The organism is Hyphomicrobium sp. 2TAF46 (assembly GCF_052114865.1).
Taxonomy (GTDB): domain Bacteria; phylum Pseudomonadota; class Alphaproteobacteria; order Rhizobiales; family Hyphomicrobiaceae; genus Hyphomicrobium_B.
In genome coordinates, this window is sequence record NZ_JBFRFO010000002.1 from 465,376 (window position 1) to 483,369 (window position 17,994).

Here is a 17,994-nt window from a genome sequence, read left to right on the forward strand (position 1 = left end):
GTGATCCGCCGTATGCAAGCACCTCAAGAGATCAGAATTTCAGTCTTCTTGATCTTCGCCATTTGGTCGCTGGGGCGGGCCTTTCGCCTGCGGATCGTCGCCCTCGTCTTCCTCCCGGCCGCCAATCGCATAGCTGCCGCTAAACCACTTCGCGAGGTCGATATCGGCGCAGCGCTTCGAGCAGAACGGGCGATAGGCTTCGACGGCCTCCTTCCCGCAGATAGGACAACGCAAAGGCTTGCTGGCGGAACGGGACGCAGACATGGCGCGCTCAATCGCGATCGACCTCGGCGTATTTCAGCCAATTGTACTGGATCGGAAACTTTTCCGAGTTGAGGAGGCTGACGACCTCCGTCAGCGGCAGGCCGACCACATTCGTGTAGGAGCCGATGAGGCGTTGCACAAAGCATCCGGCGAGGCCCTGAATGGCATAGCCTCCGGCCTTCCCGCGCCATTCCCGCGACGCGATATAGGATTCGAGTTCGGACCTGTTGATGTAGCGAAAGCGCACCCGCGTATCGACGATCTTCGTGCGTACCCGATCATCCGGGGTGATCAGGCAGATGCAGGTCTGGACCTTATGCGTGCGGCCCGACAGGAGTTGTAGAGACGCCATCGCTTCCTCGATGTGCGTCGGCTTCATCAATACTTTCCGCCCCATCGCAACGACCGTATCGGCCGCGAGCACATAAGCCCCAGCGAGATCCCGGTCGTTCGCGATCTGGTTCCGTGCAACCTCCGCCTTGGCCCGTGCGAGCCTCGAAACGAGCGCACGTGGCATCTCTCCGCGTTTCGGCGTCTCGTCGATGGAAGCCGGCCGCAATGCGTCGGGCGTTACGCCGACTTGCGCCAGCAGCGTGACGCGCCGCGGGCTGGCGCTCGCCAGAACGAGTTGCGGCCGCTCGGTCTCGGTTTTGGCCTGCGCCGCTTCCCGCGCCAGCGTGCGCCGTAGCGTTTCACGGCCGGGTGCCTCGGAGCGTGCGAAGGAGGGAAGAAAACTGCTCATAATTGTCATTATCATCATCGAGACTATGAGACTATTAACGTCGGGCTAACCAGACGCCGGCGGACAATGACTGAATGCCTACCGCCTTAGCAAGAGCGCCCGCGTTGCAGCCAGAACCGAAACAGGGCATGAATAGCTCATTCTTTAGCAAAATTGATCGATGGCAATGGCTCTGAAACCGGACCCTGCGGACCTCCTTGCTCGAACGCCGCTTTTCGGCACCCTCGATGAACCGAGCCGCAAGGCCGTCGCCCTCGAATTGCGGGAAGCCGCCTACGAGCCGGGGCAGATCATTTTTTCGCGCGGCCAGGCGGGTTCCGAGCTGCATATCGTAACAAAGGGCCGTGTCAGGCTGTCGGTGCTAACCTCCGACGGGCGCGAACTTTCCTTCGCCCATGTCGAAGCGCCATCGATCTTCGGGGAACTGGCTGTCTTTGACGGCAGGCCCCGGTCGGCCGACGCCACAGCCGTCAACAAGGTCGAGACGCTGATGCTCTCGAAGGTAGCTTTTGTCCGTTTGCTCGGATCGCGTCCGGCAGTCGGCGAAGCAGCCGTACGCTTTCTCGCCGGCAGATTGCGCGACGCCGACGAACAGCTCGAGGCCATCGCCTTGCATCCGATCGAGGCGAGATTAGCGCGCTTCTTCCTCGCCGCGGTACGCCAGAAGGATCCAACCGGCAAGGCCGAGAAGATTTCTCTTCCCCTGCCGATTTCGCAAAGCGAGCTTGCCCTTCTCGTCGGTGCGAGCCGCCCCAAGGTCAACGCGGCTTTGGGCATGCTCGAATCGGAAGGCGCGATTGAGCGTCGTGGACAGCAGGTCGTGTGCGATATCGCGGCGTTGAGCGGCATCGGCCGTCTCGACGAAAAAGAATAGCCGCCTTTGCAATCAGGCGCCGGGCGACGCAAATGACGATCATCGATCGGCAAAAACGGCAGTCGCAACCGGCGTTCCTTCCAGGGCCCGTCGCTGGGGTATTGCGTGCGATCCGTTCCTTCGTCCGCCGCATGGCGAGCTGCGGCATCGAGGGCTATCCGCCGGAAATTCAGCGGCGCCTGAAGATCGTCAACGTCTTCTCGTCCCTCGTCGTTGTCACGACTTTTATCTACGCCGTTCAGCTTTGGGCGTCGGGCAATAAGGAGATGATGCCCGTCGTCTACATCAATCTCGGGCTCGCGTTTCTCGTCTCGCTCGTTCCCTTCATGCATCGGATCAACGAGCTTGCAGGCGGCCTCCTCCTCGTTTTTGCGGAATTCGTCGCACTGATCGGTTTCACGTCGTTCTTCGGCCGGCTCGGTGGCGCGCCCCTGCAATACGTCGTTGCGGCGGCCGCACCCTTCGTCATTTTCGAAGCGCGCCGCTTCCGGCTCATCATCGCCATCGTCTTCACCGCGCTGATCCTGCACTTGATCGCGTGGTTTCAGTTCCCAACGGAAACCGCCCAACTGAAGGCCGACGAGCAGATCCTAAGCTCGCTGTACGTCCAAGGCGCCGTCACCACGTTCGGCCTGATCGCAGCCTGCGTGTATTACGCCTTCAGCCTTTTCGAGCACGCCAAGGCCGAAACGGAATCCGTCCTCCGCAACGTGCTGCCCGATAGCGTCGTCGAACGTCTGAAGGCAGCGCCAGGCGAGACAATCGCTGACGGCTTCTCAGAGGCCTCCGTCCTGTTCGCGGACATCACCGGCTTCGTCAGCATGGCGCGCGGACTTGGGCCCGAGAAAACCGTCGCGCTCTTGAACAGGCTCGTCAGCGCTTTCGACGAGCTTGCCGAACGCCACGGTGTCGAGAAAATCAAGACCATCGGCGACGCCTACATGGTGGCGTCCGGTGTACCGGTCCCGCGCCAAGATCACGCGCAGGCATTGGCTGCGATGGCACTCGATCTCGTCGCCACCGTTAAAGAAGTAAGCATCGCCGAAAACGTTCAGCTGAATGTCCGCGTCGGCATGGCAAGCGGCCCGATGATGGCTGGCATCATCGGCAAGAATAAATTCAGCTATGACGTCTGGGGTGATCCGGTGAACCTCGCGAGCCGCCTCGAACAAACGAGCGCACCGGGCCGCATTGCGATCTGCCCGTCGTGTTATGCAGCCCTCAGCGATGCGTTCGCCATCGAACCCCGCGGGCTCATCGAAATAAAGGGAGTGGGACCGCAGGAGTCGTGGTTCCTGATCGGCCCGAAGGCCGCCGGCGCAACAGTCAGCCCTTCCAGTGCAGCGAGCACACAAGCGTAAAGAGGCGCCGCGCCGTATCGTCGTCGACGATGATCTTCGGCAGCAGTTTTTCCTTGAGCAGCACGCTGCCCTCGTCGTGGAGTGCACGACGGCTGATGTCGATCGCTTGAATGCGAGCGGGAGGCGCAGTCCGCACAGCTTCGTAATAGGACTCGCAGATCATGAAATAGTCTTTGACGATGCGTTTCAGCGGCGTGAGCGCGATCGTGTGCTCCACGACGTCTCCACCGTTCGAAGGACTGATCGCAAACAACAGCCGGTCCTCCGCGAGGGAGAGATTGAGCTTGTACGGGCCGTCATCGATACCCTCGATGCGGAACGCATTGCCGTCGAGAATATCGAAAATCGCGACTTCGCGCTCGTGCTCAATATTGGAATTGGCGCGCCCGAGCGATTTCACATCGAGCGTGATGTCGATAAGGCGATCCCGGCTTTTCTCTTGAGCGGCGACCGTTTGATCCATCAAGATCAGCCTGTCTTTTTGAGGCGGATTTCGACGGATCGGCGGTGGCCTTCCAGGCCCTCGGCGCGCGCCAGCGTCATGGCGGCAGGCCCGATCTTTTCGAGCGCGGCAGGATCGAGCTTCAGAATCGATGTGCGCTTCATGAAGTCGAGAACTCCAAGACCCGATGAGAACCGCGCGCTGCGCGCCGTCGGGAGAACGTGATTGGAACCGGAAACATAATCCCCGATGACCTCGGGTGTCATGCCGCCGATGAAAATTGCCCCGGCGTTGCGAATGCGCATCGCAAGATCTTCCGCATCCGCCGTCGCAATTTCCAAATGCTCGGCCGCAACGCGATCGGCCAGGGCAACGGCCTCTCCGAGCGAACTTAAAATGATTGTCGCGCCAAAGGTGTTCCAGCTTTCGCCCGCGATATTTCCGCGCGGCAAAGTCTCGAGCTGACGGCGAACCGCTTTCTCTACGGCCTCGGCGAACGCCACGTCGTCCGTCATCAAAATCGATTGCGCGGCTGTGTCATGCTCCGCCTGAGCAAGAAGATCGGACGCGATCCACTCCGGATCGTTGTGCTTGTCGGCGATGACCAGAACCTCGGACGGACCCGCAATGGAATCAATGCCGACCTGACCGAACACTTGCCGCTTCGCCGCGGCGACGTAAGCATTGCCTGGACCGACGATCTTGACGACCGGCCGTATCGCTTCCGTGCCGTAGGCGAGCGCCGCGACCGCTTGCGCGCCACCGATGCGATAAATCTCGGAGACGCCCGCGATTTTTGCGGCCGCCAGAACGAGCGGATTGAGTTCGCCGCTCGGGCACGGCACGACCATGACGATGCGCGGCACACCCGCAACCTGCGCCGGCACGGCATTCATCAGCACTGAGCTTGGATAAGACGCGAGACCGCCCGGAACGTAGAGACCAACGGATTCAACAGCCGTCCAGCGATGACCGAGTTCTACGCCCGCAGCATCCGTATAGCGATCGTCGGACGGCAACTGGCGCTTGTGATGATCGGCAATGCGGTCGCGCGCGAAGACCAGGGCGTCGAGCGTTTCTTTCGAGCACGCGGCGTAGGCTTCCTCGACCTCCGCGGAGGTCACGGCCAAGCCCACCTTGCGAAGATCAACTCGGTCAAACTTGAGCGAAAGATCCACGAGCGCCGCGTCCCCGCGCGCCCGGACATCGTCGATGATGGCGCGGACCGCATTGTCGACGTCCGCCGAGACTTCGCGCTTCAGCCCGAGCAGCTCCGCGAAGCCGGTCTCGAAGTCCTTGTCGTTGCTATTGAGCCGCACAGGCATCGGCATCATTCCTTAAGGCAAGCGGTCGAGCGAAATCAGTTTGCGTCTTCGGGGTGCTGTGGCGAGTGCTTCGTCGCCCACGCCGCCCCGAGGTCCTTCAATTCGATCTCGATACACTCGACGCCCAGCCGAATGGCCGCACCGCCGGAAAATGTCAACGTGACATTGCCTTCGGGCGATTCTGTGCCGGCAGTTGGCTCATAGGTTACCGCGAGCAGCGCCAATGACGCCCGCTGATCCTTAAGATCAAATCCGTGAACTTTCACGCTATTGACGCGCTCGAAACGCACCCCGCAACGGCGCCGCTCGAAGTCTCCCGTTTGCGCGGCATGCGGAGACTCCGCCAATTTCTGCCAATCGAACCGGTTGGCTATTCCGACGAAACGTTTTTCCTTGGGGAGATATTTCATATCTCCGACGCGCAGAACCGCATCTTGCAGTTGAGCCGAGATGACGCCGAGATCGTCCGTATCGAAGGCAATGAGCTTGAGGTCCGGCATCAGTGTCGAATGTCTCCGCTGGGCAGCCTGAGCGGCTTTTACCGCAGAGTGTTACAAATACATCCCGAAAGCTGCAACTTCGAGCCGGTGCATCAGCTACTGCCAATGCGCTCGATCTCCGCCCCGCAGGCACCAAGCTTCCGCTCGAGCTGCTCGAACCCTCTGTCCAGATGGTAAACCCGGTTTATCGTCGTCTCGCCCTCTCCGGCGAGCCCGGCAATGACGAGCGAAACCGACGCCCTGAGATCGGTCGCCATAACCGGCGCGCCCTTCAGCGTTTTCACGCCCTTGATCGTCGCCGTATCGCCGTGAAGCTGAATGTCGGCACCGAGACGGGCCAACTCTTGCACATGCATGAAACGGTTTTCGAAAATCGTCTCGCGAATGACGCTGGTGCCCGACGCGCGCGTCAGGAGCGCCATGAGTTGCGCCTGCAGGTCTGTCGGGAAACCGGGGAAAGGCTCGGTCTCGACCGATACCGGAGCAATGCCGCCGCCGTTCCTGAGAACCCGAACACCCGTTTCCGTCTCTTCGATCGATGTTCCCGTGTTCGCAAGAACCTCGAGCGCCGTCTTGAGATCGCGAAGGCGCGCGCCCTCGAGCGTCACGTCACCACCCGTCGCGGCAACCGCCATCGCAAAAGTTCCGGTTTCGATACGATCCGGGAGCACCGTGTGCACCGCGCCTTCGAGGCGGTCGCGTCCCTGAATCCGGAGAGTGGACGTGCCGATACCTTCGACCGTCGCGCCCATCTTGCTGAGGCAGAGAGCGACGTCGCCGATTTCGGGCTCGCGCGCCGCGTTCTCGATAACGGTTTCGCCCTTGGCCAGCGCCGCGGCCAGGAGAACGTTGTGCGTGGCCCCGACCGACACCTTCGGGAACACGATGCGCGCACCGTGTAGCCCCTTCGGCGCCCGCGCGATGACATAACCGGCATCGATGTCGATTTCCGCGCCGAGCGCCTTCAGCCCCATCAGATGCAAGTCGACAGGCCGCGTGCCGATCGCGCAACCGCCCGGCAATGACACCTTCGCTTCGTGCATACGCGCGACGAGGGGTCCGAGCACCCAGAAGCTCGCCCGCATCCTCGAAACCATCTCGTAGGGCGCCGTCGTATCGACGATATCGCGCGCCGTGAGATGAATGGTATCGCCGAGATGGCTGGTGGGGCCGGGCCGCTTCCCGTCAACGGCGAGATCGACCCCGTGATTGCGCAGAATGCGCACCAGGAGATTGACGTCCGCCAGATTGGGGACATTCTTGAGCGTCAGGCGGTCTTCGGTCAGAAGGCTCGCGATCAGCAGCGGCAATGCCGCGTTCTTGGCCCCTGAAATCGGAATTGTACCGCGTAGCGGTTTGCCGCCGACGATTTTGATCCGATCCATGTAAGCCTATTGTCTCCGGATGATGAAAACGGAAGCGAATCTCGATCCCGCTACAAGCAAAGGGTGATTAAAGGCTGCCCGCCATCATCGGCAAGCGGCTTTTACGACAGGGGAGATTAGGGCTCGTTCTTGTCCGGAGGAGGATCGCCACCCTCCCCGCCCTGGCGCCGGGCCGCGGCCTTGCGCCGCTTCAAGTTTGCCCTGAGCTCTTCCGCAAGCCGGTCCTGACGCGCGAGCTTGCCGGCGCCTTTCCCGGTAGCCGCGTTTCCTGGGCGCTTTGGCTGGAAATTGCCTGTCATGACCCGTCTTGCGCCCTTCAGAATGCGTCGCCGGCCTCAATTTTAGCGTGCCGTCCCCGATGGCTGACAGCTTGGCTTTCCGTCTTGCTCGCCGTCAAGCCTTGTGGCAGTGTCCGCCCGCCCGAAGCAGGAGCGTACGTACGCGACGCCCCTGGCATGTCCGATTCTTCGAGGCATCCGCCTTCAGCTGCCGTAGCTCAGTGGTAGAGCACTCCCTTGGTAAGGGAGAGGTCGAGAGTTCAATCCCCTCCGGCAGCACCATATTTTCATTACTGTTTTTCAAAACAAAGCGCGCTGCTTCGGCGAGCGCGTTCTCATCGATCCAACCAAGCGAATATTCGAATTCAGTGGAGGTGGGCGAGGCCATCCAAATCTGGAACAGCGATAGGAGCCGGGAGAACGTCATCGGTTGGATCGAGGTCGACCCAGATTTTGGGGTTGTAAGATGACTGTCTCATCTTGAAGCTGTACGCCGTTTGATACCATGGCAAAATCTCATTGGATCGATTGTCTAAGATGAGATCGCCGTAATTGGTACGTGCGGTCAGCACCGCGTGACCTTCACCGTTCTCGATGCGGACTACCGTCATCAGAAGCGCACTCGTAGGCCAACCCATTGAGATAAGAATGTGCCGCTTCATTAGGGCGTAGTCTTCGCAGTCGCCCTTGCCGTCCTTAGGGATGGTCCAATAATCTTCAATTCCGTAATGCGCGATATCAGTCTCCGGTACAATCGTACGATTGACCCGGAGATTGACCTCATCCAATTGCTCTAATTGCTGAACGGTCTCGACAAAGCCGTGAGCCGCGCTACGTGGCAGGCACTCGCTTTGGTTCTCAACACAGAATCGATAGAAGGCCGGGGGAGCCTGGACAGGCCCATATTCATGCATGAAAAGCGATCTGATAACCTCTTGTGGGCGCGTGAGGCTTTCATCAGCCCACGTTGACGGTGAAACGAACAACGCAACCGGTGCCGCGAGCATCAGAACGACATAACGCATCGCAATATCCATTGAGCCCTGTCCCTCAATGACAGGATCTGCGACGCTTCTTAAGAGACGGCTAAAATACTGGCGCGTGAACGTGCCCGAAAGAACTAGCCATTTGGTCGAGCGTACTGCCGGCACTGATCGAAACGATCGTTTCCTGGGGCCGATGCTCAGTCGAGCTCAATCCCCTCCGGCAGCACCAGGCCCTGTCCGTAAAACCCGAACCAGGGTTTGACGCTTATCAAGCCGGCACTCAGCGGCTGAGTATCCAGAAGATAAGGCTCAGGATTACGCTCACGAGCAGACTTGTTCCCAAGGGCAAGTAGAAGTGGAAGTTGCCCCGCTCGATGACGATGTCTCCAGGCAACCGCCCAAACCCGACCTTCTCGATCACCGGCCAGAGAAGCCCGATGACGACAAGCAGCAATCCGACAATGATCAACAGCCGAGACATCCAGCGTTCATCGTTCTCAAAGGACTATTGAACTAAGAATGGGGGAGTGAGTTTCATCCCGCAAGTTCCCTCCAGGGCCGGCGGCCAGGGACAGGCGACATGTATTCCAGTCAAATGAACTACCTGCCTTTGACCCCGCCGTTTTTCATTTTCCTCGTCGGGGTATTTGTCGCCCTCATTATTTTACTCCAATTGCAACTGCTGCACTTCGCGTATGTACGGCTCGGTATCAGTTCTCGCGCGGCGTTGTTGTTGCTGCTCGTCTCACTCGTCGGCAGCTACATCAACATCCCGGTCGCGCATCTGCCGGAAGAGCAGGTCGTGACTCCTCAGGAGATTGATTTCTTCGGGATGCGCTATGTCGTGCCTGAAGTCGCCGACTGGCCAGGAACCGTCATAGCTGTGAACGTCGGAGGCGCCCTCGTGCCCTGCCTCCTATCGCTATATCTGCTGATCAAGAACAACCTTTGGATTCGGGCGGGCATCGCCACCGCTCTCGTCGCAGCCGTCTGCTACATGATCGCGACGCCCGTGGAAGGCTTCGGAATTTCCATTCCCGCATTTGTTCCCCCGATCATCACGACGATCGTCGTACTGATGATTGCTGATCGGAACGTCGCAGCCGTCGCCTATATCAGCGGCAGCCTAGGCACGCTCATCGGCGCCGACCTTCTCAATCTCACCAATCTGCAAGCGATGGGAGCGCCTGTCGTATCGATTGGAGGTGCCGGAACGTTCGACGGCATTTTTCTGACAGGCATCCTGTCGGTGATCTTCGCGAGCTTCGTTGTCCGCAGATAGTCCACTTTCTGCGGGCCGAGACTCGTTCACTTCTTCGACTTTGAGGATGAACGTTTTTCGCGAGCTGAATGGAGGCCATGACCTTGGCGTCCGAGATGGGCCAAAGACTATTCCTCACAGGCGCAACCGGCTTCATTGGCGCCCATGTCCTCCGCGCGGCAATCGCCGCCGGTCACGAAGTCGATGCGCTGACCCGATCGAAAGGCAACGCCGAGGCGCTTGAAGCGCGCGGGGCGAAGTCGATCACCGGAGACCTGTCCTACAGAGAGGGCGCATGGCGGGAAGCCGTGCGTAAGGCCGACGCCGTCATCCATCTCGCGCAGCCTCAGACATTCGGCCGCCGCGTTACAACGGAGCGCGCGAGACAATATTGCCTCCACCGGCTCGACATGGATCGCGCTCTGTTCAAAGCTATCGACCCCGCGAAGACGCGACGGATCGTCTACGTCGCCGGCACCAGCTATTATGGGGACTGCGGACCGGAGATCTGCGACGAGACCGCGGTTCCTCATCCGCGAGGATGGGGACCCTATCTCGCTCCCGCCATCGAATCCTTGCCGGAATACGTCGCACGCGGACTGCCCATCGTGGCCGCCTTTCCGGGCTGGGTGTATGGCGCCGGGTCCTGGTTCGCGCAGTATGTGCTCGAACCGCTTCGGGACGGCAGGCCTGTCTACGGCCTGCGAGGTCCCGCCCGCTATACCTCTCCGGTACACGTCGAGGATTGCGCGCGAGCCATTCTTCATCTGACCGGCCATGGCGAGATTGGAAGCCGCTATTTCATCGTCGACGACTTGCCCGTTCCGGGCGAGCGATTGGCCGAGATTGCGGCGAAGGCACTGGGCGTCCGAGGGCGCGGCCGCAAGTTGCCATTCGTTATGCTGAGGCTTTTGTCCGGCCATGTCATAGCGGACAGCCTTGCTTATGAAAACCGGCTTTCAAACCATCGGCTGAAATCCACCGGCTTTTCGTTCGCTTTTCCGTCCTGCGAACAGGGCGTCCCAAATGCCGTTCAGCAATGGCTGATCAACCAATTGGATCGCAACCGATAGGAATGGCGGCAATCCAATTGTAGAGTGCCACCGAATTCATTCGTGAGCAGCCAGTCTATGCTTTCAGACCTTATCGGCCTGCCGCAGATAATCGCGCTCCTCGTCCTCCTCCAAAGAGGAGCTGAGGAGCTTTACTCGGCACGCAACACGCGGGCGTTGATCGCAGCAGGCGCTAAAGAAGCGGGCCGATCGTATTATCCCGTCGTCGCGACGACGCATCTCGCCTGGATCGCGAGCATCTTTTTCCTGATACCTGCGAACGCGACCGCATCCTACGTTTTGGCAGCGATCTATATTGCTCTCCAAGGCGTTCGCTACTGGGTCATCAGCACGCTCGGACGATTTTGGACCCACCGCATCTTCACGCTCGAAGGTGCGCCGGTCACACTGCGCGGCCCCTATCGATATTTCCGCCATCCGAATTACGCGGTCACGATCACCGAGACGTTTCTGCTGCCGGCCGTCTTCGGCGCCTTGGCCCTCGGCGTCATCATGGGCGCGGTCTGGACCGCGGTTCTAGCGTACAAGATCGAACTCGAGGACGAAGCTCTTTCGGTTCGGCGCGCGCTTTCCGAGCAAGCCGTTGCGACACAACGAACCGAAATCTGACGATGTGCCCATCGGCGGCACGACGGCGGACGCCATAGCCGTCGGCGGCGGACTTGCAGGTTCCGCATTCGCACTCGAACTCGCACGTCATGGCGTGAGCGCGACGATATTCGAACGCACGCGCGGCCCGCATCATAAAGTGTGCGGCGAATTCCTGAGTGATCGCGCACAAGCCCTGCTGCACTATCTCGGCATCGACGTCGCCGCGCTCGGCGGCAGTTCGGTCGAAGCGCTCTCTCTCGCAAGCGGCGCGACGCGTGCCAGCGCGCAGCTTCCCTTCGCGGCGGTCGGCATTTCGCGGCTTCTGCTTGATGAAACGCTCCAGCAAGCAGCGGAACGCGCCGGTGCAAAGATCTATCGCGCGACATCGGTCGAGCGGCTCGAAGCTTGCGGAGGTCGCGTACGCGTTAAGACGGCGGGAGCCGCTTTCGAATGCCGTGCCGCAGCCCTTGCGAGCGGCAAACACAACATCCGCGGGCTTCCGAGGCCCGACGCGCCGATGGTCGGCTTCAAAATGCATCTCCGCCCTGCGGAAGCAACGCGCGCATCGCTGATGGGTGTCGTCCATCTGATCGCATTTACCGGCGGCTACCTCGGGCTATGCATGATCGAGAACGGAACGCTCTCGATGGCATGGATAGTGAGTTCCGATGCTCTGCAATCCATCGGAACGAGTTGGGCCGCGCAATCGGCCTATTTCACGCGGCAGTCTCCTTTCTTTGAAGAACTGACCAAAGGCGCGACACCCGACTGGGAAAAGCCGCTCGCTGTCTCGGGCCTGCCCTACGGTTTCATGAGGTCGGCAACGATCGCGGAGACGATCTACCCGGTCGGCGACCAATTGGCCGTAATCCCCTCATTCTCGGGCGACGGCACAGCCCTCGCTTTGGCATCGGGAATTGCCGCCGCTCAAGCCGTTCTCAAGGGCGAAAGCGCTTCTCGCTTTCAGCGTCGCATGCTCGCGGGCTACACGCCGCAGTTTCGCCGTGCGTTGATTCTCGACCGGGTCATTGCCGACGCGCGGCTTCGCCGTGCCGGAATTGTGGGAGCCCGCCTTTTCCCCAGCATAGTGACGATGCTTGTCTCCGCGACGCGCCTCAGCGGTCTCGACAGCTTGATAACGTCGGCGGACGCGCGAACCTAAAGATCGAGCGCCACGAAATAAGCCGAGAAACCGGGGCCAAACGCCGCCAAAAGGTGCCGCCCCTTGTCGCCCGCGGTCATCGCTCGCTGCAGGATGAAGAGCGCCGTCGCCGAAGACATATTGCCGAAGTCGCGCAGCACGCTCCAGGAGTGCCCCAGCAGCGACCTGTCGATGCCGAGCACCTCTTCTGCCGTCTCGAGCACTTTGCGTCCGCCGGGATGAAAAAGGAATCCTTTGAAGTCGGTGAGCGTCATGCCGCTTCTGCCAACGAAGTCCTTCACCACCGGACCGAGATTGTTACGCATCAACGTCGGAAGTTCCGGACTGAGCACGACACCAAAGCCGTCGCCTTTAACGTCCCATCCCATGATATGCCGCGTGTTCCGCCACGTGTGTTCGCCGAACGTGCGCACAACCGGCCTATCGCCATTGCCGCCCTCACTCGCACCATTGGCAGCTGTCCGCAGCACGACGCCCGCCGCACCATCCCCGAACAAGGCTGCAGCGACGAACATCGCCATGCTCGGGTCGTTCGGACGCGCGCAAAGGCTGCAGAGATCGACGGTGATGAAGAGTACGTTCCGGCCGGGCCGCCCTTGCGCAAAACGCGCTGCGCGCGCCAACCCCGCGACGCCGCCACCGCAGCCAAGGCCGAAAATCGGCAGCCGCTCCACGTTCGGTGAAAATGGCAGGCGGTTCATGAGAAGCGCGTCGAGACTAGGAATCGCGAGGCCCGTGATCGTATTGGTGACGAAGGCATCGATATCGCCAAGCGCCAGTCCCGCGCGGGCGGTTGCTTCGAGCGCTACTTGCTCGAGTAAATCCAACGCATGCTTTTGGAAGACGTCCGTGCGCTCTTCCCACGTATGTGTTTGCCGGTACCAGTCCATCGGCTGGCAGGTATAGCGATGCTCGATACCCGTATTCGAAAAAAGCCCATGCATGCTCGCGAACTGCGGATAGATCAGCGCCGCATTGGCAAGCGCATCGCTCTGGCTGACCTTGAGTGGCGGGTTGGCGGACGCAATCGAAAGAATTTCAACCGGCAGCCCAAGGTCCGGCCTCGGATCCGATTTGTGCACGTGCTTCGCGAAGTCAACCGGCAGCACTGTCATGGATCGTTCCCGTCGGTCGAAAATGGCGATGTGCCCAAACGCCGCCTTCGCCTCAAAGACACTTAGGGCATTTCGCGATTGTCCGCCAAATCGGCTTTGTCAGCATGCTTACCTTCCGCCTAAAATCCAATTCGCGCGAAATCACGGCGCCGTCACCCCCGGGAGCATCGCCTGCAAAAGCTGACATCCAATGGCATTCGCGAAAGATCGTCAGTAGTGTGTGTTTTGAGCAAATCCAAACGCCTAAAAGAAAAGACTGCCGTGAACAACCTTCACGCAAGAGCGTAACGCTATTTATCCGGCATTTTTGCCGCTCGAGAGCAATTGCGGAAATATTCTGGCAAGCGGCGAAGTCATATGGAGACGGAGACAGCGAATGGGTCATCCGCAAATCATGAAGACGCTTATAGAAGGAGGCGCGATGCTCAAGCGAGCTTTTCTCATGGCTGGATTGGCACTCTTCGGCAACGCGGCGCACGCGCAGACGGTGGCTTCGACGTCGCAAACGACGACGTATAACAGCATCGCGGTCGATGACCTGAAGATCTTCTATCGCGAAGCTGGTCCACGTGATGCCCCGACCGTGCTGCTTCTGCATGGCTTCCCAACATCATCGCGGATGTACGACACGCTGATCCCAAAGCTCGCCAACCGCTATCATCTCGTTGCGCCGGATTATCCGGGCTTCGGCAATAGCGATGCCCCATCAGCGGAAACATTTGCCTACACCTTCGACCATCTGGCAGCCGTGATCGGCGATTTCACCGAAAAGCTCGGCGTCAAAAGCTACGTATTGTTCATGCAGGATTATGGAGGCCCCGTCGGATTTCGCCTCGCGCTTGCACACCCCGAGCGCGTTCGAGGGATGATCGTTCAAAACGCGGTCGCTCACATCGAAGGGCTCGGCCCAGCATGGGAAGCCCGCAAAGCCTATTGGCAGGATCGCGCGGCGAACGAGGCAAGCTTCATGTCGAGTTTCACATCGCTCGATGCTTGCAGGCAACGTCACGTCGGAACGAGCCCGCGCCCGGAACGATATAACCCCGATACGTGGACCGACGAGTTCGCATCGCTGTCGCGGCCCGGCCAGTATAAAATTCAGGCTGACCTCTTCTACGACTACCGCAGCAACGTGGCGTCGTATCCGAAGTGGCAGGCATGGCTCCGCCAACATCAGCCGCCCATGCTCGTGGTGTGGGGCAAATATGACCCTTCATTTGCTGTGGCCGGCGCAGGCGCCTATGCGCGTGACGTGCCCAACGCCGAGATCCATTTACTTGATGCCGGCCACTTCGCTCTCGACGAAGCCGTCGACGAGATCGCGGATCTGGTCCGCGCGTTCCTGGCAAAACTGAACTAGTCAGGACGGCGAATTAACATCCGAGCCGAACGCAGGTCGCGCATTCCGAAGAGCTTCGAGCGGCACGCGGACCGTTGTCGCACCGTACCGGGCACAGCCCCCCAAAAAAACGGCAGGTCTTGCACTTGACTATTAATAGCAATTGGATCAAGTGGCTGGGTGGTTGCCGTGATTTCTGGCGCCGCGATTTCGAAGGAACCCAAACCCTTGTCTGGCGACAGTAGTCGAATGCTTCGGCCGTTGCGGCTCGTGGCCTGACCTTGGGTCGGCTCGCCACGATCCGTTGCAACGGCGGATCGAAAGGTGAGCCATGGAAAACATCCGCAGCGCCTCGGGTGACAACGTCGACCCGATTGTCTTGGTGGAGCTGCTCGAAGAGCACGACGCCGATATCGTCGCCCAGCTCAACGAGGTGGACCTCGAGACGGCAGGCTCGATACTCGCCGAATTGCCCCTCGATCGCGTTGTCGAAATTTTCGACCGGCCCGAGCTGACGCGCGCCGGCGACCTCATCCTCGAACTCCCCGACGAATTCGCTGGCCAGATCCTGAAGGGCATGTCGGCGGACCGTGCGGCCGACACGCTGCGCCAGCTTGACCCGCCCGACCGCACCAAGCTCCTGAGCCTGGTCGATTTCGAGACCGCCGCCTCTCTGAAACTGCTGCTCGCCTATCCCGAGGGCACGGCCGGCAGCTTGATGACGACGGAGTTCGTCAGCGTTCCTTCGACCTTCACCGTGGCCGAAACGTTTAAACTTATCCGCGAGGTAGAGCACACCCGCGAGACGGTCTACGCGATTTACGTCCTCGATCCGCAATCGCGCGCGCTGGTGCAGACCGTGACACTGCGCCAGCTGATCATGGGGCAGCCCGATCAGCCGATACTCGAACTCGCGCCTGACCGCGAACCCCTATGGGTCGGACCCGACACCGACCGGGAGGAAGTGGCGCGCCTAATCTCGATCCACGACCTTCTCGCCGTGCCCGTCCTCAACGCCCGGCATCGCGTGCTGGGCATCGTGACCGTTGACGACGTCATCGACACAATCCTCGCGGAAAGTACGGAAGACGTCCAGAAATTCGGTGGCGTCGAAGGCATCGCCGAGCCCTATCTTCAAATCGGCTTCGTCGAGATGATCCGCAAACGCGCCGGCTGGCTGTGCGCGCTCTTTCTCGGCGAAATGCTGACAGCCAGCGCCATGCAGCATTACTCGGACGAGCTGGAAAAAGCAGTTGTGCTCACCCTTTTCATTCCGCTCATCATGAGTTCCGGCGGTAACTCCGGTTCGCAGGCGACCTCGCTCCTTATTCGCGCTCTGGCGCTCGGCCAGCTGCGGCTGCGCGACTGGTGGCGCGTGGCCGTGAGGGAGATCCCGACGGGCGTGACGCTCGGAGCCATCCTGGGCGTCATCGGCATGGCCCGCATAACGCTATGGCAGAAGCTTGGCATCTTCGATTATGGCGAGCACTGGCAATTGGTGGCGCTGACGGTTGGCTTGGGGCTTGTCGGCATCGTGACCTTCGGCTCGTTTGCGGGCTCGATGCTGCCGTTCGTGCTGAAACGTCTCAACTTCGACCCGGCGAGCGCCTCCGCCCCATTCGTCGCGACGCTGGTCGACGTTACCGGCTTGATGATCTATTTCAGCGTAGCGCTCCTCGTTCTACGCGGCACGCTGCTTTGACTGCAAAAAAGCCAATGGAGGGCCCGGATGACGATCTCCAGCGTTCTCCAGGCATGCCCAAATTAACTGCGACAAGTCTCCAATATCGACAAACGCCACCTCGGCCCCCATCTAGCGGCGGCAAGGTGACGTTTGCGGTGGCGAATCCGATGGGTCTATAAGGGCAGTCATCGGTGCCTGTTGCCGTGACTGCTCCATCCCATAACAACCAGTGTTCTCAAATGAATTCAGAAAAGAAGCCGACGCGCGCTGATGTCGAAGCGGCCGTCAAGACGATCATCCGCTGGACGGGTGATGACCCTTCGCGCGACGGCCTGCAGGAAACACCGTCCCGTGTCGCGAAGGCGCTTGAGGAATATTTCCGCGGCTACGACCAGGATCCGGAAGCCATTCTCCAGAAGACCTTCGAGGAGATCGAAGGCTACGACGAGATGATCGTGCTCCGCGGCATCCGCTTTGAAAGCCACTGCGAGCATCATATGGCGCCAATCATCGGCCGCGCCTGGGTCGGCTATATTCCTGATGGCCGCGTCGTCGGCATCTCGAAGCTTGCCCGCGTCGTCGATGCTTACGCCAAGCGTCTCCAGATCCAGGAGAAGATGACCGCGCAGATCGCCAACACGATCCAGGACGTGCTGAAGCCGCAGGGCGTCGCCGTCGTGATCAAGGCCGAGCATCACTGCATGACGACGCGCGGCGTCCTTAAGCCAGGAACCGACATGGTGACGAGCCGCATGCTCGGCGCCTTCCGCGACAATCCGCTTACGCGTCAGGAATTTCTGGCGATCGTGACCGAGGACTCGAAGACGTCGTAACGGCGTCTTCCGGATAATCGACGGCAACGAGATAAAGTCCGGATGCGGGCGAAACCGGCCCGCACGCTTCGCGGTCGCGCGCGGCAAGCGCTGCCGCCAGATCATCGCGCGACCACTTCCCCTCGCCCACGAGTTTCAGGCTCCCGACCATCGACCGCACCTGATGGTGCAGGAACGACCGTGCCGAAACCTCGCACACGATCTCGTCTCCGAAACGCCTGATCTCGAAAACGTCGAGCGTTTTCACCGGCGACTGCGCCTGGCATTGCGCCGCGCGGAACGTCGTAAAGTCGTGCTTTCCGACAAGCGCCTGCGCCGCGTCGTTCATCGCCTCGGCATCGAGATCGCGCATCGTCCACCAGACGCGGTTTTTATCGAGGATCGGCGGTGCACGGCGCGTCAGCAAGCGATACCGGTAATGACGCTTCACCGCACTGAAACGCGCGTCGAACGTGGCGTCCACGGCTGCCGACGCGACGATGCCGATCGGGTGCGGACGCAAATGAAAATTCATCGCATCGCGAACGCGCGTTGCCGCCCAGTCTTTCGTTAGATCGAAATGCGCGACCTGCCCCAGCGCATGAACGCCCGCGTCGGTCCGCCCGGCGCCGCGCACACCGACCGTTTCGCCGGTGAATTTCCGGATCGCCTCTTCGAGCAAGCCTTGGATCGATAGACCTTCGGCCTGCCGCTGCCAGCCGACGAAAGGCGTGCCGTCGTATTCAATGGTAATGCGGTAGCGGGGCATTGGGCTCAGGTTGAAAAGCGGTTTCCGCCAT

At 60.4% G+C, this 17,994-nt stretch carries 20 protein-coding genes and 1 tRNA gene; 10 read left to right on the forward strand and 11 right to left on the reverse strand.

Features of this window, described 5'->3' with window-relative positions; genetic code table 11:
* Positions 1 to 39: 39 nt before the first annotated feature.
* Together AB4Z24_RS06085 and AB4Z24_RS06090 are read right to left on the reverse strand one after the other, a co-directional pair.
* On the reverse strand, positions 40 to 264 hold the full coding sequence (locus tag AB4Z24_RS06085) for a DNA gyrase inhibitor YacG (RefSeq protein WP_441706569.1): 225 nt from the start codon (positions 262 to 264) through the stop codon (positions 40 to 42).
* Between the two features lie 7 nt (positions 265 to 271).
* The gene (locus tag AB4Z24_RS06090; RefSeq protein WP_441706826.1) at positions 272 to 1,021 is read right to left on the reverse strand and encodes a Maf family nucleotide pyrophosphatase; all 750 of its coding nucleotides are present in this window, start codon (positions 1,019 to 1,021) and stop codon (positions 272 to 274) included.
* A gap of 151 nt (positions 1,022 to 1,172) precedes the next feature.
* Between AB4Z24_RS06090 and AB4Z24_RS06095 the strand changes: the two genes are divergently transcribed.
* Both AB4Z24_RS06095 and AB4Z24_RS06100 read left to right on the forward strand, forming a co-directional pair.
* Positions 1,173 to 1,880: a Crp/Fnr family transcriptional regulator gene (locus AB4Z24_RS06095; RefSeq protein ID WP_441706571.1), complete on the forward strand. Its 708-nt coding sequence runs from the start codon at positions 1,173 to 1,175 to the stop codon at positions 1,878 to 1,880.
* A gap of 32 nt (positions 1,881 to 1,912) precedes the next feature.
* Positions 1,913 to 3,241 carry an adenylate/guanylate cyclase domain-containing protein gene (locus tag AB4Z24_RS06100; RefSeq protein WP_441706573.1) on the forward strand — a complete coding sequence of 443 codons (1,329 nt, stop codon included), beginning with the start codon at positions 1,913 to 1,915 and terminating at the stop codon, positions 3,239 to 3,241.
* Here the strand turns inward: AB4Z24_RS06100 and AB4Z24_RS06105 are convergent.
* The 5 genes from AB4Z24_RS06105 to AB4Z24_RS06125 all read right to left on the reverse strand — a co-directional run bounded on the left by AB4Z24_RS06105 (position 3,207) and on the right by AB4Z24_RS06125 (position 7,192).
* A complete protein-coding gene (locus AB4Z24_RS06105) occupies positions 3,207 to 3,704 on the reverse strand; it encodes a UPF0262 family protein (protein ID WP_441706575.1) in 498 nt (165 codons plus the stop codon). The genes AB4Z24_RS06100 and AB4Z24_RS06105 overlap by 35 nt on opposite strands.
* A 5-nt stretch (positions 3,705 to 3,709) precedes the next feature.
* A complete protein-coding gene (hisD, locus tag AB4Z24_RS06110) occupies positions 3,710 to 5,008 on the reverse strand; it encodes a histidinol dehydrogenase (RefSeq protein WP_441706576.1) in 1,299 nt (432 codons plus the stop codon).
* Positions 5,009 to 5,043: 35 nt separating this feature from the next.
* Positions 5,044 to 5,508 (reverse strand): DUF2948 family protein, encoded by a 465-nt coding sequence (locus AB4Z24_RS06115; RefSeq protein WP_441706578.1) that lies wholly within the window; start codon positions 5,506 to 5,508, stop codon positions 5,044 to 5,046.
* A 92-nt stretch (positions 5,509 to 5,600) separates the two neighbouring features.
* Positions 5,601 to 6,893 carry a UDP-N-acetylglucosamine 1-carboxyvinyltransferase gene (gene murA, locus AB4Z24_RS06120; protein WP_441706579.1) on the reverse strand — a complete coding sequence of 431 codons (1,293 nt, stop codon included), beginning with the start codon at positions 6,891 to 6,893 and terminating at the stop codon, positions 5,601 to 5,603.
* Positions 6,894 to 7,009: 116 nt separating this feature from the next.
* Positions 7,010 to 7,192, reverse strand: coding sequence for a hypothetical protein (locus AB4Z24_RS06125; protein WP_441706581.1), 183 nt, complete (start codon positions 7,190 to 7,192; stop codon positions 7,010 to 7,012).
* Positions 7,193 to 7,378: 186 nt separating this feature from the next.
* On the opposite strand from AB4Z24_RS06125, the gene AB4Z24_RS06130 reads away from it, so the two are divergent.
* Positions 7,379 to 7,453: transfer RNA gene (locus AB4Z24_RS06130), tRNA-Thr, on the forward strand.
* An 83-nt stretch (positions 7,454 to 7,536) separates the two neighbouring features.
* On the opposite strand, the gene AB4Z24_RS06135 is transcribed toward AB4Z24_RS06130, so the two are convergent.
* Positions 7,537 to 8,208, reverse strand: a complete 672-nt coding sequence (locus AB4Z24_RS06135; RefSeq protein ID WP_441706582.1) for a transglutaminase-like cysteine peptidase — start codon at positions 8,206 to 8,208, stop codon at positions 7,537 to 7,539.
* 229 nt (positions 8,209 to 8,437) lie between these two features.
* Positions 8,438 to 8,638: a DUF2905 domain-containing protein gene (locus AB4Z24_RS06140; protein WP_441706584.1), complete on the reverse strand. Its 201-nt coding sequence runs from the start codon at positions 8,636 to 8,638 to the stop codon at positions 8,438 to 8,440.
* A 99-nt stretch (positions 8,639 to 8,737) separates the two neighbouring features.
* Between AB4Z24_RS06140 and AB4Z24_RS06145 the strand changes: the two genes are divergently transcribed.
* The 4 genes from AB4Z24_RS06145 to AB4Z24_RS06160 all read left to right on the forward strand — a co-directional run bounded on the left by AB4Z24_RS06145 (position 8,738) and on the right by AB4Z24_RS06160 (position 12,244).
* The gene (locus tag AB4Z24_RS06145) at positions 8,738 to 9,439 is read left to right on the forward strand and encodes a DUF1614 domain-containing protein (protein ID WP_441706586.1); all 702 of its coding nucleotides are present in this window, start codon (positions 8,738 to 8,740) and stop codon (positions 9,437 to 9,439) included.
* Between the two features lie 77 nt (positions 9,440 to 9,516).
* Positions 9,517 to 10,491: an NAD-dependent epimerase/dehydratase family protein gene (locus AB4Z24_RS06150; RefSeq protein WP_441706587.1), complete on the forward strand. Its 975-nt coding sequence runs from the start codon at positions 9,517 to 9,519 to the stop codon at positions 10,489 to 10,491.
* Between the two features lie 42 nt (positions 10,492 to 10,533).
* Positions 10,534 to 11,100 (forward strand): isoprenylcysteine carboxyl methyltransferase family protein, encoded by a 567-nt coding sequence (locus AB4Z24_RS06155; protein ID WP_441706589.1) that lies wholly within the window; start codon positions 10,534 to 10,536, stop codon positions 11,098 to 11,100.
* Positions 11,075 to 12,244 (forward strand): NAD(P)/FAD-dependent oxidoreductase, encoded by a 1,170-nt coding sequence (locus AB4Z24_RS06160; RefSeq protein WP_441706591.1) that lies wholly within the window; start codon positions 11,075 to 11,077, stop codon positions 12,242 to 12,244. Before AB4Z24_RS06155 ends, AB4Z24_RS06160 begins: the two co-directional genes overlap by 26 nt.
* Here AB4Z24_RS06160 and AB4Z24_RS06165 read toward each other — a convergent pair.
* Positions 12,241 to 13,359 (reverse strand): type III polyketide synthase, encoded by a 1,119-nt coding sequence (locus AB4Z24_RS06165; RefSeq protein ID WP_441706593.1) that lies wholly within the window; start codon positions 13,357 to 13,359, stop codon positions 12,241 to 12,243. The two genes, AB4Z24_RS06160 and AB4Z24_RS06165, sit on opposite strands and share 4 nt — an antisense overlap.
* Before the next feature lie 421 nt (positions 13,360 to 13,780).
* Here AB4Z24_RS06165 and AB4Z24_RS06170 point away from each other — a divergent pair, with 421 nt between their 5' ends.
* From AB4Z24_RS06170 to folE, 3 genes are all read left to right on the forward strand, one after another.
* Positions 13,781 to 14,719, forward strand: coding sequence for an alpha/beta fold hydrolase (locus AB4Z24_RS06170; RefSeq protein ID WP_441706828.1), 939 nt, complete (start codon positions 13,781 to 13,783; stop codon positions 14,717 to 14,719).
* A 310-nt stretch (positions 14,720 to 15,029) separates the two neighbouring features.
* Complete coding sequence (gene mgtE / locus AB4Z24_RS06175; RefSeq protein WP_441706595.1) at positions 15,030 to 16,400, forward strand: magnesium transporter; 1,371 nt, start codon at positions 15,030 to 15,032, stop codon at positions 16,398 to 16,400.
* Positions 16,401 to 16,621: 221 nt separating this feature from the next.
* The gene (gene folE, locus AB4Z24_RS06180; RefSeq protein WP_441706597.1) at positions 16,622 to 17,215 is read left to right on the forward strand and encodes a GTP cyclohydrolase I FolE; all 594 of its coding nucleotides are present in this window, start codon (positions 16,622 to 16,624) and stop codon (positions 17,213 to 17,215) included.
* Here folE and truA read toward each other — a convergent pair.
* Positions 17,163 to 17,963: a tRNA pseudouridine(38-40) synthase TruA gene (gene truA, locus AB4Z24_RS06185; protein WP_441706599.1), complete on the reverse strand. Its 801-nt coding sequence runs from the start codon at positions 17,961 to 17,963 to the stop codon at positions 17,163 to 17,165. The genes folE and truA overlap by 53 nt on opposite strands.
* Positions 17,964 to 17,994: the final 31 nt, after the last annotated feature.

Bases quoted from the DNA above. Each gene is read 5' to 3' on its own strand.
- AB4Z24_RS06145 (WP_441706586.1), top strand. From the start codon at position 8,738: ATGTATTCCAGTCAAATGAACTACCTGCCTTTGACCCCGCCGTTTTTC.
- AB4Z24_RS06150 (WP_441706587.1), top strand. From the start codon at position 9,517: ATGACCTTGGCGTCCGAGATGGGCCAAAGACTATTCCTCACAGGCGCA.
- AB4Z24_RS06095 (WP_441706571.1), top strand. From the start codon at position 1,173: ATGGCTCTGAAACCGGACCCTGCGGACCTCCTTGCTCGAACGCCGCTT.
- AB4Z24_RS06100 (WP_441706573.1), top strand. From the start codon at position 1,913: ATGACGATCATCGATCGGCAAAAACGGCAGTCGCAACCGGCGTTCCTT.
- AB4Z24_RS06115 (WP_441706578.1), bottom strand. From the start codon at position 5,508: ATGCCGGACCTCAAGCTCATTGCCTTCGATACGGACGATCTCGGCGTC.
- murA (WP_441706579.1), bottom strand. From the start codon at position 6,893: ATGGATCGGATCAAAATCGTCGGCGGCAAACCGCTACGCGGTACAATT.
- AB4Z24_RS06140 (WP_441706584.1), bottom strand. From the start codon at position 8,638: ATGTCTCGGCTGTTGATCATTGTCGGATTGCTGCTTGTCGTCATCGGG.
- AB4Z24_RS06090 (WP_441706826.1), bottom strand. From the start codon at position 1,021: ATGATAATGACAATTATGAGCAGTTTTCTTCCCTCCTTCGCACGCTCC.
- AB4Z24_RS06105 (WP_441706575.1), bottom strand. From the start codon at position 3,704: ATGGATCAAACGGTCGCCGCTCAAGAGAAAAGCCGGGATCGCCTTATC.
- AB4Z24_RS06170 (WP_441706828.1), top strand. From the start codon at position 13,781: ATGCTCAAGCGAGCTTTTCTCATGGCTGGATTGGCACTCTTCGGCAAC.
- AB4Z24_RS06135 (WP_441706582.1), bottom strand. From the start codon at position 8,208: ATGGATATTGCGATGCGTTATGTCGTTCTGATGCTCGCGGCACCGGTT.
- AB4Z24_RS06125 (WP_441706581.1), bottom strand. From the start codon at position 7,192: ATGACAGGCAATTTCCAGCCAAAGCGCCCAGGAAACGCGGCTACCGGG.
- AB4Z24_RS06165 (WP_441706593.1), bottom strand. From the start codon at position 13,359: ATGACAGTGCTGCCGGTTGACTTCGCGAAGCACGTGCACAAATCGGAT.
- folE (WP_441706597.1), top strand. From the start codon at position 16,622: ATGAATTCAGAAAAGAAGCCGACGCGCGCTGATGTCGAAGCGGCCGTC.
- truA (WP_441706599.1), bottom strand. From the start codon at position 17,963: ATGCCCCGCTACCGCATTACCATTGAATACGACGGCACGCCTTTCGTC.
- hisD (WP_441706576.1), bottom strand. From the start codon at position 5,008: ATGCCTGTGCGGCTCAATAGCAACGACAAGGACTTCGAGACCGGCTTC.
- AB4Z24_RS06085 (WP_441706569.1), bottom strand. From the start codon at position 264: ATGTCTGCGTCCCGTTCCGCCAGCAAGCCTTTGCGTTGTCCTATCTGC.
- mgtE (WP_441706595.1), top strand. From the start codon at position 15,030: ATGGAAAACATCCGCAGCGCCTCGGGTGACAACGTCGACCCGATTGTC.